The organism is Geobacillus sp. PK12, assembly GCF_004123125.1.
Classification (GTDB): domain Bacteria; phylum Bacillota; class Bacilli; order Bacillales; family Anoxybacillaceae; genus Geobacillus; species Geobacillus zalihae.
Genome location: NZ_SDKL01000061.1, coordinates 18,205 through 32,586, shown reverse-complemented (window position 1 = coordinate 32,586; position 14,382 = coordinate 18,205). Strand labels below are relative to the sequence as shown.

Genomic DNA, 14,382 nt, shown 5'->3' with positions numbered 1-14,382 from the left:
ATCGTTTGTGTGTTCAGTTGTAAATCTTTAATTCAACTTATATAAAAACAGAGAAGCGGTATAATAAATGCATGAGAAAACTTAATAAAATTTCTATGACGAATGGCATGTTTGAGAGAGGGAAAAGAAAATGGCGTATGTTATTCCAGAATGTCCGACATTTAAAACAAGAGGAGAAGAGAAGCTATTTAATGCTTTAAAAGCAAACCTGGACGGTTTATGGACAGTGTATTATGAACCTGTAATTAACGGGAAATATCCGGATTTTGTACTTTTTCACGAATATTACGGCGTTCTTATACTAGAGGTAAAGGATTATACTATTCAGACGATTCGAGAAATTAGGAAGGATTATTGGAAAATATACAGTGATGGGAAGGAGGTCAGTATAAAAAACCCGTTTAGTCAAGCAATTGAGTATCGAAATGAGTTAATAAATCTGCTAAGCAAACACAAGGAATTAGTGGAACAAGAAGGAAACTTTCAAGGGAAATTGAAGTTTCCAGTTGCTGTAGGATGTGTTTTTGTAGATTTAACAGCATCTGATATTATCAATTTGTGCATTGACCAAGTGATTCCGCTAGAACAATTGTTTTGTATGGAAGATCTTGAGGACAGTCATGTCTTCAACGAAAAAATCATCGGCATAATGGAAACACTCTTCACCATTAACAGTCTTTCACGAGAAGAAGCCCGCATTGTAAAACAAGTTATTTATCCAGTGATTAAAGTTAATTATTCTGGACAAGTAGATAGATCATGCAAAGAGGAACAACAAACGGGAAAAGAGGAGAAGGAACGAAAAGAAATATTGAATGTTCAATTGATTTCTTTTGAACATTATGTTGATGAATTTTATTATGTTGTTGATCGAATCCATCATCTTTGCCAAACGGGAGCAGCAAGAAACATAACGATTGCCTATCCGTTAAATCGCTTCTTGAGAAGAGGAACAGTAAAGGAGTTTATTAGTGATTTATTAAAAAGCAGAGGGCTTTTGGCAAAAAGAGGGCTAACACTGAAGCTTTTTGAGCTGGAACAGTTAAGCGATTATTGTAGGAGTACCGACTATCTCTTTATTGTCGACATTAACTCTATTCGTTCAACTGATGTTTATGAACGACAGCTAAGACCAATTATAGAGGGAAAGATTTACAACGGTCCTATCATGTTAACGGCGAATAAGCCATCATGGCTGACGAAGAAGCTAAAAAATCGATTAGCGTAACGCTAATCGATTTTTAACCAATTTTGATAGCAAATTTTGCTTTCTGGACAGTTCGCAGAGCCAACGAGTACAAGTTTTTCCTTGGCTCGTGTTAAGGCAACATATAACACTCGCAGTTCTTCCGAATAAATTGAATATTGATTTAAGTTTACGGCTTCCTCATAGTTTTTTGAAACAATTTTTGTGCCTGTTGAATAATATTTTTCATAACAAAATTCGAGCGTCATTTGATCACGATGATATAAAATTTCAGGATTTAGCGCCCGCTGGCTAATGCTTTGATCCAAATTTGGAAGGATCACAATGGGAAACTCGAGCCCCTTAGCCTTATGAATCGTCATCATCGTTACATACCGGTCATCGGAATCAACATCCAAAACATCTGCCTGCGGTTCATCTTTCTTCGCTTGAATCATAGCTGAGAGCCATTGGATGAACTGCCCTAACGTAATGTGTTCATTGAAGCCTAGATCTCTTGCAAGCTGTTTTAATTTTACGAGATTGGCATAAGCTTGTTTCGGATACGCTTTATGGGCAAGGGTAAACTTATAAATATAGTCTAATATTTGTGCCGGAGTAAATTTTGGGATTAACGGCTTTATATTTTTATAAAGTTCGTCGAGTTTATTGTGATCATAATTAATAAAAATAGTACCCAATGCCTCAAAAGCGTACTTGCTCATTGTTGGCATGTATAGATATTGGAGCAGCTTCAGGGCATCGATGATTTCCCGGCAGTTGTAAAAATCTCCGCTTCCAATCACCTTGAAAGGAATTTTTTGCTTTGTAAATTCTTTCTCAAATGCTTTAATCTCAAAGTTCTTTCGAAATAACAGACAATAACGGCTAGGATCGTCATTGCTTAATTTTTTCTTCAGCCACTCAGCTACCTTTTTCGCCTGCGATTCCGTCGGATTGCATAGAATCCATTCCGATATTTCGCTAAAGCTTATATGGGCCTCCTCTTCTTTTGGTTTCAGTGGTTCTTGGTAAAAAGTATAATTGCTGCTTTCCTTTTTCTTAATGCGGTCAAAAACGGTGTTGACAAACATTACTAGCGACGGATTGGAGCGCCAGTTTGTTGATAATGTCAGCACCATGCCATCCTTGGCAATCCATTCCTCAATTTTCGAGTATGAGTCGATATCAGCTCCCCGAAACTCATAGATCGATTGTTTCAAATCGCCGACGAGAAATAAGGCAGGGGCATCGTCGGATCCATCGCAAATTAATTTTACCATTTCCGCTTGGTATAGCGATGTATCTTGAAATTCATCAATAAAGATGTATCTGTACTTTTGTTGGATTTTCCGCAATAAACCATAATCGTTTTTGAGTATTTTATAGCAGTACTCAAGAAGATCATCGACGTCTAACGAGTTATATTTAAGTAAATAATTGTGTTCATGAATGCGTTTTAGCAATTCAACCAACTCTATTTTTAATCTCCTTGTTGTCCGCTCTTCCAACGACGAATAGCGTTTCGTGCGAGTCAGCACTGTCTCAATGTCCAAGCCTTTCGTACGGAGCAATTCATATGACGTGGAAAGTATATCTTTTAACTTATGGACAGGCATAATGTTTAGATGTTCTACAGGCTCGTTATTGGCTCTTTTTTCTTGAATCCAGACTTCGATGACTTCAGTAATTGCCTGTTTATGTGAATCATTTTTTATATGGAAGTTTGGATTAAACAGTACATCATCTAAATAATAAGGGCCAGCCTCACTTAAAATGTTCTTGCAAAACTTATGAATGGTCGAAATTTGGGAAGAGTTGAGCAGTTCAAGTTCATATCGAAACCGCTTCCGCTCGTTTTCTGATGAACAACTGCTCCATTTAGCATAAAGGCGATTTTTTAATCGTGCTTGCAATTCTTCTGTCGCTTTATTCGTAAACGTAATGATCGCCATCTGCGTGATGGATAAAGATGGGTCTTCGCCGATTAACCGAACAATTCGCCGAGTCAACACTTCTGTCTTCCCGGTTCCAGCACCAGCTTTAACTAGAATTTTTCGGCTGTTTGCATTAATCACTGCTTTCTGTTCTTCTGTCAGATTCATGTCTCAGCCTACTCCCTTTTCTTTACAGGCATTTTCAAAAGCGCAGTAGCGGCAGTGCGCTCCAGCTTTTTTAGAAAAGTGGCCTAATTCGATTTGTTGTGCGTAATAGGATAATGATTGTTCTGCCACGCGTTCTTTTCGGCAAAACCTGCTAAGCAAATCAAAGTAATCCTTTTTAACTTGATCGAGCTTTTGCTGTTCATCTCTTGTTTCATTTGCAGAGAATGATAATATCTTCCTCATGTTAGTAATAGAGTAATAATGAGTAATCGTTGGATAGGAAACGCGCAATTGACGCTCGCCGACAAATGTATATCCTTTAATTTTCGATTCTTGTCTTTGTTGTGTAATGGATAATGATGCTCGGTTGTAATCTGGGTTTGATAATATTTGGTTAAGCAATCTTTGTAGATGGAAATGAACACGCATTTTTACATCTTCCCAATAACGCTGCGCCATTGGAAAAGCAGTTTTTAGTTCTTTCTCTGCATGAGCAATAATATTAGACAAGGCATGCGTAATTGTATGCATATTTTCCTTGGAGACTTCAGGAAACTGATTTACTAATAAAACAACAGCCTTCTCATACAAAAAAGAAACTGCATAATTTTGAAGATGAAAAGCAGATGAATATACATATTCACGTTCCAAGTTTTTTTCATAGTAAAATCGCCTTGGACAGAGTTGGTAAACTGCAACATCTTCAATCGTGATGATTTTATCCTTAGACATAGGCGGCAGGTTTTGCTCATAAAATGGCAAAGCCTGAGCATCGGAAAGTCTGCCGGCGTCAAATAGCAGACCTTCTTTTTCTAATAGGTTTTCAATGGATGACAGGTCGTCGTCTGTTTCCCCAATTCCGAGTGCTTTAGCTATGTCATATAAGTAATGAGACGGGGATAATTTAATTCCGTCCTCAAACCGCGAATAGCAAATAAAAACAGACTTTTTCGCTGCTTGTAGAGCAGTATAGATATAATATACTGAGCGGTCTGCATAATAACGCAACAAGGAAATTTCATTCGAAAACTTTTGTACAGTGGCGGTGTTTAAAATTTTTCGTTCAATGTCCGCCGACATCGGCCATGCATAAGCAATCCGTTCTGGATACATATGCTGGTTGAATCGGGTAATAAAAACATATTCGTACTTTTGATACTCTACGTTGTTTGGTCCGGTGACCAAAACTTTGCTCAGTCGTACTTTTCTTTTATCATTCTCTTTTTCATGCTGCTTGTCATTCAAAACCGCATAAATGCGTCTTGCGAATTCGGAACGAGTAATTGCAAAATGGTTATGAAGAGTCAATTCTTCCACAATTTCCGAAAGCCGCTCTTTGATTTCCTCCTCTATTTCATTTGTATAAGGTGACTCTTCAAAGTAACGAACAATATGGTCAAGATGTTCTGTAAACGTCATATCCGATGCGGACATTAAATCAGAACTGATCGTTGCAATGATTTCAATTATATTTTTTACGTTAATTAATGTGTCCTTGCTAATGTAATATAATGGGTGAGATGTGTAATCATCATTTATTTGATCCTTCGCTGCAATTAGTTCGTCGATTTTGTTGAACCAATCGGGAAATGTTTTACAGTCCTCGAAAAAGGCCTGCAGATCGACGATGCACTGAAATACAGCTTTATCAGGAATCTGTATTAAATCACCTTCAATGAGTTCAAGAACCATGTTTATATCTATAAAATGAGGAAGTTCTAGCACTTCGATACGGTCATCGGTATGGATTTTGAGCAAATTAAAAACGGCTCTCCCATGAGGAAGATGAATCAACGAGCGTTCAGGAACTTCCATTGCAATTCCATAGATTTCGGCAAGTTCTCGAACCGTCGGTCGTAGTTCCATTGGATTCGGTGTAATTAAGGCAATTTCATGAGGTTTTGCTGCTCCTTGTTCGATCAGTTTGCCTGCACGCTCTACAATATAGTCCAGTTCTTCCTCTTCAGAAACGAAACGCAATACTGTTACTGAACGATCGCTAATCTCATTAACTTTAGAGTGAAAAATGGATTGCGCAAGCTGCTGTACAGTACTATGAGCAATTTGTTCTGATTTGATCGATTTCCACTCTGTCATAGGTGCGAAGTTCACATAGGTTGTTTTAACTGCTTCGAACGCAGGGTTATTCGGAAAGTCTAGGTCGATCGGAATAAAGCAAATAATTTTTTTATCCAGTTTTTGAAAACGGTTGATGAGCATTTGATGTTTTGGCAATATGGGCAAGAAGGCACCATCAAGCAAAAGCATGTCAAAATCCTCAAATTCGTATTCTTGAAGAAGCCGTACACACGCCTGTCCGTAGTCAAGTACACCTTGTTGTGAGAGCTCTGCTAAATAATTTTCATACAAGTCGCAAACGAGTCTCCACGACTGTGTAGCATCAAGAGCGCGAATTTCCTCTAGGGATAGGCCGCTTTGCGAAAGTGTAATGAAGCACTCAGAGATATCTTGTAATGATGCTTTCCAAGCAATATTATCAGAGAATGAATGACTTTCTAAAACCCGCCCAATTAGTACGGCAGATTCTCGTTTGGACAAAACGGTATATGGTCCAGTTTTGATTAATTTTAGCAAGAAACGGTCCATTTCATAAAGGAAAATTCCTTTTTGTTCTAATGTTTTAGCTACTGTTCGAAAATCGGTTTCGTTATTTTGAAATAACTCTTTGTGTTGATTTCTGTAACTTTGTAATCTCTTTCGATACAAAATAAGGGTTGGTACAATATGGAGTATTTTTTTTTGACTGTAGAAACTAATATTTTTATTAAGCCATTTGTCTACGTCGTCTGTATAAGGAGTACAAAGTATTTCCAAGTTCATCCCACCTGTATATATTTTCTAAAAGATATAGTATAATATGAAAATAGGAATTATCAACCTATATTATAAAGCAGTTTTTGCGGCTATGGATCCCATCAATTGTATATTTTTGTGGAACAAAAGACACTAATTTAATCCAAAAGGCATAAAAGGAGGAACAGCAATGCATAAGGATGATGAAAAACTTCTGGAATCTATATGCCAAAAACATGGCATCCATCCTTCCTATCTTAAACAGCTGTTTCTTATTGAGAAAGAATATGCGGATAGAAATATGTACACAAGAAGTGGTATCTATAAGGATATTAAGCGTAAAATTGACGAATGGACGAAATGAGAAGGAGAGAGGGTCATGATTTTTGAGTATATAAAATTTAAAAACTATCGTCCTTATTATGGGGAGCAGATTCTTCATTTTCGCGACCGGAAAAAAGAGCAGTCTTCGGTATACAAGAAAAATATTATATTAATTGGAGGATTAAACGGCCACGGAAAAACGTCATTAATTAACGCGATCTTTATTTGCTTTTATGGCCGCCGCAAATTCAAGGCTAAAGAGTATGAGGAATTGCTTCGAAATGCAGTAAACAAAAAGCATCTTGCCGAAGGAGGAAACGAAGGAGCTATTGAACTTGCTTTCACTGATCATACGGGGAGCTATGCCATTGAGGTAGTCTTTAATCACCGGGATCTTAAGGAAACTCGTCGCATCTATCAATTAAATGAAGAGATGCAGAAAGTACGGGAAATCGCCACGACAGAGCAAGCATTTTTCGAGTTTATCGACCAACGCATTCCAATGGATGTATCACAATTTTTCATATTCGACGCAGAAAAAATTCGCGATTTAGTCGGTGAACAAGACAGCACAGAGACGATCCGCGCCATTCAAAAAGTCGTTTCGTTGGAGCTTTACAATCAATTATTAAAGGATTTGGATCACATATCGAGGGAGTTGACAAGGGATTTAAAGAAACAAGTGAAAGATAGCGACATTGAGGCGATTCTTGACCGCGCTGATGAAATAAGTGACAAGCTTGATAAATACAAAGATGAAGAAACTAAGATCGATGAACAGCTAGCTGTGCTGTCTGATCAAGTAAGGCATCTTGAGCGTGAGCGGCGGCAGCTTATTGCACAAACGAGCGCGACAAAGCAAGAATTGAGCCGATGGATCGGCGAATATGAAGAAAAGGTCAATCAATATCGGGCCTTTTTGAAAAAGTTTAAAGAAAAAGAACTGTATCAATTGGTCTTGCTTCCGGCAATTCGTCAATTAAAACAAAACATAAGAAAAGAACGGGAATATTTAGATGCGAAATATAAAGAAAAAATGCAGTTTGCGCCATACGAGCAGTTTATTGAGAAACTTCTGGAAGTGAGTGTTTTTCCGCCTCTCTTAAAAAGTCAGAAAAACCAATTAAAAGAGAAAGGAAAGGATATTTGGGCGCAGTTAAATAACATTCAACGGACGCTCCTTAGAGAAGATATAAAAGTTATTCATGATTTATCAAATAAGGATTATCACTTTTTATTGCAATACCCTGAAGCGAAAGCGCAGAACATTCGCACGGTTCTCGAGGAAATGAAAAAGGCAGAGGATATGTTGAAAAAGTATAGAGCGCAATTTGATGAGGCTCCTGATGCGGTGGATACAACCGAGCTTGATGAGCAAATTAAGGAATCCCATCAGCAACTTGGAGAGTTGCGGCAAAAAAAGAAAGATGTATTTTCCATTGTTCGTAAGTTGCGTGATGAACACACAAAACTTCAACGAGAAATTACAGAAAAGCAAAAGTTAAGGGACGAGCTCGGGCCGGTCGAGAAAAAAATCCAGTTGTTAAACAAGCTCCGTAGCGCAACACAAGAGTTTATCGACCAAGTGACGTTGTTGAAAGCCAAGCAGTTGAAACTTCAAGTAGAGACGATCATGGAACAAATGTTTCGGAAAAGCGAATTTGGTGAAGTAAAATTCCACCCAGAAAAATTCACGTTAACTATTTACAACAAAGAAGGCCAAGAAGTTGACTTAATGTCACGATCGGAGGGTGAGAAGCAGTTGATTGCCCTCGCGATGATTTGGGCGTTGACGAAAGTATCGGGAAGCCAGATTCCGTTTGTCATTGATACGCCATTAGCTCGCTTAGATAGCATTCACCGGTCTAACCTTGTACAACATTACTTTACGAAGCTAAGCGACCAAGTCATTATTCTATCAACGGATACGGAGATCACAAGCGATTTTTATAGTGAACTTGCTCCGTTTATTGAAAAATCTTATATTTTAAATTTTGATGAGGAAGAACAATATACGAAAATTGAGGAAGGATACTTTTTTGAGAAGGTGAAAAATCCGTGGCTGGTATGAAACTATCAAAGAGTGGATTTGAAATTTTACAAAGAGTGATGGCAGAACTCGAAATGGAACGTCCTGACGTGTTAAGACTCGCGTTTGCCAAGGGATTGACTGAATCGGAACTAATTCAGGAAAGAGAAAAAGAGGAGATGGCGAATATCGAGATTCCGGTATCTGTTATCGCGAAAGGTGACGATATCATATTGATCAAACATCTATTGATCGATAAAGTGCAGACTCAAATTAATGACGAAGCGTTGGATAAACTCATTGTCAGCTGCATCGAGCAAGGGTTAGAAATTATGAATGAGGAATTAAATCGGCTGACAGGGGCGGATAGCTATTTTTTCTACTTATTAGAAAAGCATGGGATTGCATAGGGATGTATAAAAAACAGGGGATGATGAATTTTTTATAATATCATCCCCGTTTTTGTTTTAAAGTTTATAGTGGATGTTTAAATAGACAAGCTTTTTACAGCATGATCTAAACAGATGCAAAAACGGTCGATGTCTTCTTGACTGATGTATTTATTCAGTGAAACCCGGAAAGAACTACGGATTTGAATAGCATGAAGCCCCATTTCTTTCAAAACATACGAAGGTTCGTTAATGGAGCAAGCCGAGCCTGTCGAGATCGCAAATTGATCCTTTAAGGTACGAATGATCAACTCATTGCTTACATTAGGGATTGTAAAGTTTAATATTCCAGGAATTTTGTCGATTGGGTGTCCATTAAATTGAATGCTTGGAAACAAATCCTTTAGCTTGTTGACTAAGTACGTTTCTAATTCCATCAACTTCTGATGTTGCTTTTGGTAATTCAGCTTTGCTAGCTCTGCAGCTTTCCCAAGCCCGACTATATTATGGACGCTTAATGTCCCAGATCGGTATCCGTTTTCCTGGTTGCCACCATGGAGAAGGGGAGTGATTTTTGTCCGCAAGCCAAGCTCCTGTTTCCGGATAAAGCAAGCGCCGATTCCTTTTGGACCGTACAGCTTATGAGCAGATAACGAGAGAAAATCGACCGGTGTTTTAGAAAGATCGACCTCAATTTTCCCAACTACTTGGGTTGCGTCTGTATGAAAAAACGCATTCGGATAGTGCGATTTGACATATTGGGATAAAGCGGGGATATGATTCAAAGTCCCGGTTTCATTATTCCCCCACATGATGGATACAAGAATAGTGTCCTCACGCATGGCCTTTTTTAATGTTTCCAGTTGTACTTGTCCAAAAGAATCCACGTCTAAATAGGTGACCTCAAAGCCTTCTCCTTCTAAAAACTTGCACGTTTCTAGGACCGATTTATGTTCAATTTTGGATGTGACAATATGTTTTCCTTTTTTCTTGTAAAAGTGGGCAACTCCTTTTATGACAAAGTTGTTGCTTTCAGTGGCACAACTCGTAAAAATGATTTCATCCGCATCGCAAAAGAGCAGGGAAGCGACGTGGGAGCGCGCTTCCTCTACCGCTCTTTTTGCATTTTCTGCAAGGGTGTAATATTTGCTTGACGGGTTACCATACTCTTCAGTCAAGTATGGCCACATTGCTTTGCTGACTTCCGGATCGATCGGAGTGGTAGCGCTGTTGTCGAGATAAATCATCGTATCATCTCCAACTCAAAGTTTGCTAACCCTTTAATTAACTTTTCATAATTGCCGGCATACTTATACTCATTTTCTAACCATTTAGCCCCGCGGTCCAGATGTTTTTTGATCAAGGACGGAAAGTATTCATCATCTGTGATGGGACGGCCCAGCTGCTGAGCGATCAGCGCTTTGTAAACAAAATCGTACTCCCCCGTCAACGTATTGCGGTTGAATTCCAAGCCGTTAGTATCCGACTCGAACGATTCGATTGGCTCTTTCGACAGCAGGGACAATGCAATAGCCAGACGTGCGAGGACGTTAGGCGTAAGATTTGTGCTGGATTGCAGCTGTTTTAAAATATCCATTGTCTCCTTTGACGTTTTTAGGCGAAACTGCATAGATCAAATCCTCACTTTTTGGAAGAAGTAATGGTTATTAACATGGACTCGGTTTGAACTGCGGTCATAATGTAAAGAAAATTCCCGCTGGATATAAGGTTTCATTTGATTATAGTAGTATTCGTCCACTTCTGTATTCGTTGACAAGATAATGACCTGATTGGCAGCGATAGGCAAATATTTTTGAATTAAGTTTTCTTTATGCGTCCGATCGAGGCGGCCAAACAAGGTGTCCAGTACAAAAGGTATTTGCCGTTTAGACGCTTTTAATAGCGCCCAAAGCAGTGATAAAAAGAATAATTGTGTTTCCCCTGCTGATAAGGAGTGTTTAAATACAGGTTTATTGGAATAGTTTAGCATCGTGATTTCAAACGTTTGCGGGTCAATTCTAAAAGAGTTTAAAAATTGGCCTTTCCGCATCAACGAGTTAAACATTTGCAGGAAATACCGTTCTACTGTTCCTAGATATTTTTTGATCTGTTCCTCCTGATAGCGAGATAAAACGCGGCTCAGCTTTTGACACAGTTCAAAAATGTTTTCATCTTTTTGCGCTTGGCGGATTCGTTTCTGTACTTTTTCTCTCTTAGCAATCAATTCTTGATAAAATTTTTGCGCTTCAAACAGTTTGGCTGTGTTTGCTTCAATTTCATATTTGATTTGTTCATGGAGACGGGTATGCTCGTTTAGTTTGTTGATGATCTCCTTCAGCGACTCGTCTGTAAGACTGTGCTCAATCTGCTTTTTTATCGTATAAATTTCATTTGTCAAATGTTGAATCCTTGCGAACCATTTATCAATCAATTCTCCATCAAAATGACGCACTTGCTTGAACAAATTTCTAATAGTCTGCTTTTGTTCCGAATTCATTTGGTGAATAAATTGGAAACGCTCAAAGTTAATGCCAACCGGTTTCATTGACTGAAACAATTTCTCTTTCATCGCCTCGGTGAAAGAGGACGTTGCTTCTCTTCCATCAAGGTCCGTAATGCGGAAATGGCGCGAAAGCTCTTTAAATAACAGCGGAAGTGTTTCGTTGTTTAACTCTTCTTTCAATGTATTGTACCTCTCGACACGTTCCTCTGCATCAATTTGGGTAACCGTCTGCTGCAAAAGACTCTGCACAATGACAAAAGGAAGCAACTCCGAGGCCGTTTCTTTAATTTTTTCAGAGATCTGTTTCTTTTCTTGCTCCATAAGAAAAACTTGTTCGTTTAGTTTTTCTCGCTCGCGAGCCATCATTCCTCCTTTGGCGGAGAATTCCCGTTGGAGCTCTTGGATAGTTACTTGAATATCTTTTTCCTGTTCTTTCAATTCCGCAATCCGCCTTTCGAGGCTGCGGATCACATGTTCCTGATTGCGGAGATCATATTCGATTTGTGTGTACTCTTTTTGTTCCTGGGTCAGGCTGGTAAATATGTTGTCCTGTTTCAAATACTTAAGCAAGTCTTCCTTTAACGTATCGAACAAGTCTAAGTTGAACAGTGTCATAAATGCTTCTTTTACGTTCTGTTCAAATTGTGCATCGAGGACGTATTGCTGAACTCTTTCACCGTCAAAAAACAAAAAGTCAAACAGGCTTGGCGGCAGGTTGCGCCGCAAGAAGTGATAAAACTCCTCCATTTGGTTGTCGGTAAGCGGAATGCCGTTTTTGGAAATTTGCAGATGCTCCTTTACGGTCTCTCTCGTGAGCTCCCACTGCCGGATTATATAATAATTTTCCGGCTCTCCATTATTATACAGAGTAAAATCTATTTCCACCCCGGCCATTTTGTTGCCTTCGGCTCGGGAATAGATATTGATTTTATCTTTAATAAAATCGATATATTTGGCGTTTGCCGATTTATATCCTAAAAACAGCGGACCGTAAAGCGCCAATTTGATGGCAGACAGGAAGGTGGTTTTCCCTGTCCCGTTTTCTCCGCCAATCAAAATAATATTGGCTCGCCCTTTTTTGTTACCGAAGACAAATTCATTTCGTCCATAATAAATACCAAAGTTTGTAATCGTAAGTTGATTAATCTGCATAGTTGTCACCTTGTTGTAGTTGATTAAAATGCAGCCATTCTTCATTTAAAATTCGGTTGATATCTTTCAGAATGCCGTATCTATGCTTATACCCATAATGTTGGAATTCAAGATTCACGAGCTTTTGGACAAGCTCAAATTCAACTTCTTCTTCATGGCACAGTTTTTTAAGCAGCTTAATGTCTTCACTCTCAAGAAACTTGCTTTCTTCTATGTCCCAATTCGGACGGTGTCCGTATACTTCCTCGTAAATGGCCAAAACAGAGTCCTCCCAATCTCCTTTTTCAAACCAAATTTTACGAATCTCTTTCAGTTCCTCGATAGTGATCAATTCATATTTTGGCTGAAGAGGATGTTGCAACTGCTTTTCCGTTTCCAATAGCTTTCTTAAAATTTCTTTCCGATGTTCAAGGGTATAAGGACCTAACCCTAACCGTTTGTTGTCCTCATCACCGATCAAATATACTGAACCGTTGGCCCGTTTCTTTTCACGATAATCTTCTTTGTCACGGTTTTCTAGCAGCCAGTTTCGAAACTTTAAGAGCGGCGTTAACCATTCATCACCAGACTCGATAAACCCTTTTAACGATTTATCTTCTTGCACAACTGTACATACCCAGCAACCGAAGCGGCTGTTGCCGCACGAGGGCGTTGAATTGTCGATGACTAATGGACATTCCCCCTGACTGTCTTGGTACAAGGCAAGCAAATCGGCGTTATCGGCTCCCCACGGGTTGGGAACTTGCATTAGATAAGTCCAAACATCATCTAGCGAAAAATCTTCAATTGGTGCGTAAACATAGGAGTTTGGGAGCTTAGTATGACGTCGCAAAATTTTTCCTTCGACTTTATGTGTATTCATGACTTGCGCCCTTGTCGAGCTTTCCGATTTCCGCACCCCGAGTACGACAACCGTTTCGCCAAACTCTGATACTTTGTTTAAGATGAAGTTGTTAGCTGGGTCTATTTTTAGACGGTCTGTACACCATCTGAATTTTTGCCGGGGAGCTGGGTAGCCTCGGCCGATCAAATTGACCCAAAATGTATTTTTGATGTTGGGCATTACCTTTTCGACGTGAATCGGGAGTTCAAGTTCATTCGCAGCTTTTTTCATTTTCAACAACTGTGTATCGATATGCTCGAGTATTTTAGGATTTTCCACCATCGTATCGGATGAGATAATGTAGACGGGCTTTGTCAATTCATTTTTGCTCATTGATGACAGCGCATAAAAAATAATCTGAACAACAACAGTAGAGTCCTTGCCACCACTAAAGCCCACAACCCAGGGGCGGTCATCCGATTTGTATACTTCCTGAACGTTTTTATACAAATCTTCTTTTTTATGATTTGAAAAATAATGAAGTCCCATTCGCTTATACTCCTTTTTTTCAAAAATACAACATAATGCAATCGACAAGAGATTTATGTAACAGGTAGTTTTTGTGTATTGGTATAAACTATGTGCACATAGTACGTTGTTCGATAATCATCGGTAATGCAAAAGGAGTCTATTATGTTATTTTAAACTATTGATTATATAGATTCAATTTGAAGGTTTGACATTTATATATACATGCAACATTAGAGAGATAACCTCTCCGTTATCCTGCACGCCCTAAGCGCTGCAGCACTTCCTCCAAAGATCCTGTGGGCTCAATCTACAAGCTGAGCCATGGGAGGAGGAAGTTAGTTGAAGGAGAAGGCAAATGTTAATTTTTCAATGAGCATGTATATAGTTAGGATGAATAATCTACCGCATACGCCCTTAGTTGGGTGAGGAAGTAGAGAAGAAACCAGATTGGAAGTCTATTTATTTAAATATTTGAAAAATATAAATTAATTTATTGACTTGTTTGTCAAAACAGTTTATGCTGATG

The 14,382-nt window shown here is 38.8% G+C and carries 10 protein-coding genes; 4 read left to right on the top strand and 6 right to left on the bottom strand.

Annotated features, from left to right (window positions below):
- Positions 1-130: 130 nt before the first annotated feature.
- Positions 131-1,228, top strand: a complete 1,098-nt coding sequence (locus ETR37_RS16545) for a nuclease-related domain-containing protein (RefSeq protein WP_129447540.1) — start codon at positions 131-133, stop codon at positions 1,226-1,228.
- A 2-nt stretch (positions 1,229-1,230) separates the two neighbouring features.
- On the opposite strand, the gene ETR37_RS16540 is transcribed toward ETR37_RS16545, so the two are convergent.
- Positions 1,231-3,291, bottom strand: a complete 2,061-nt coding sequence (locus tag ETR37_RS16540) for a UvrD-helicase domain-containing protein (protein ID WP_129447539.1) — start codon at positions 3,289-3,291, stop codon at positions 1,231-1,233.
- Positions 3,292-3,294: 3 nt separating this feature from the next.
- Entirely contained in the window at positions 3,295-6,132 is a 2,838-nt protein-coding gene (locus ETR37_RS16535; RefSeq protein WP_240673913.1) for a PD-(D/E)XK nuclease family protein, read from the bottom strand.
- A gap of 163 nt (positions 6,133-6,295) precedes the next feature.
- On the opposite strand from ETR37_RS16535, the gene ETR37_RS19245 reads away from it, so the two are divergent.
- The 3 genes from ETR37_RS19245 to ETR37_RS16525 are packed head-to-tail and all read left to right on the top strand — an operon-like array spanning position 6,296 to position 8,868.
- Entirely contained in the window at positions 6,296-6,469 is a 174-nt protein-coding gene (locus tag ETR37_RS19245) for a DNA modification system-associated small protein (protein ID WP_164978015.1), read from the top strand.
- A 15-nt stretch (positions 6,470-6,484) separates the two neighbouring features.
- The gene (dndD, locus tag ETR37_RS16530; RefSeq protein ID WP_129447537.1) at positions 6,485-8,500 is read left to right on the top strand and encodes a DNA sulfur modification protein DndD; all 2,016 of its coding nucleotides are present in this window, start codon (positions 6,485-6,487) and stop codon (positions 8,498-8,500) included.
- Positions 8,497-8,868, top strand: coding sequence for a DndE family protein (locus tag ETR37_RS16525; protein WP_240673914.1), 372 nt, complete (start codon positions 8,497-8,499; stop codon positions 8,866-8,868). The genes dndD (ETR37_RS16530) and ETR37_RS16525 overlap by 4 nt, the downstream gene beginning before the upstream one ends.
- 77 nt (positions 8,869-8,945) lie before the next feature.
- On the opposite strand, the gene ETR37_RS16520 is transcribed toward ETR37_RS16525, so the two are convergent.
- From ETR37_RS16520 to dndC, 4 genes are read right to left on the bottom strand one after another with little or no spacing between them, the layout of a single operon-like run.
- Positions 8,946-10,094, bottom strand: a complete 1,149-nt coding sequence (locus ETR37_RS16520) for a cysteine desulfurase family protein (RefSeq protein WP_129447535.1) — start codon at positions 10,092-10,094, stop codon at positions 8,946-8,948.
- Entirely contained in the window at positions 10,091-10,477 is a 387-nt protein-coding gene (gene dndE / locus ETR37_RS16515) for a DNA sulfur modification protein DndE (RefSeq protein ID WP_015375164.1), read from the bottom strand. Before dndE ends, ETR37_RS16520 begins: the two co-directional genes overlap by 4 nt.
- Positions 10,478-10,480: 3 nt before the next feature.
- Complete coding sequence (dndD, locus tag ETR37_RS16510; protein WP_129447534.1) at positions 10,481-12,502, bottom strand: DNA sulfur modification protein DndD; 2,022 nt, start codon at positions 12,500-12,502, stop codon at positions 10,481-10,483.
- Positions 12,492-13,874 carry a DNA phosphorothioation system sulfurtransferase DndC gene (gene dndC / locus ETR37_RS16505; protein ID WP_129447533.1) on the bottom strand — a complete coding sequence of 461 codons (1,383 nt, stop codon included), beginning with the start codon at positions 13,872-13,874 and terminating at the stop codon, positions 12,492-12,494. The genes dndD (ETR37_RS16510) and dndC overlap by 11 nt, the downstream gene beginning before the upstream one ends.
- Between the last annotated feature and the right edge of the window lie 508 nt (positions 13,875-14,382).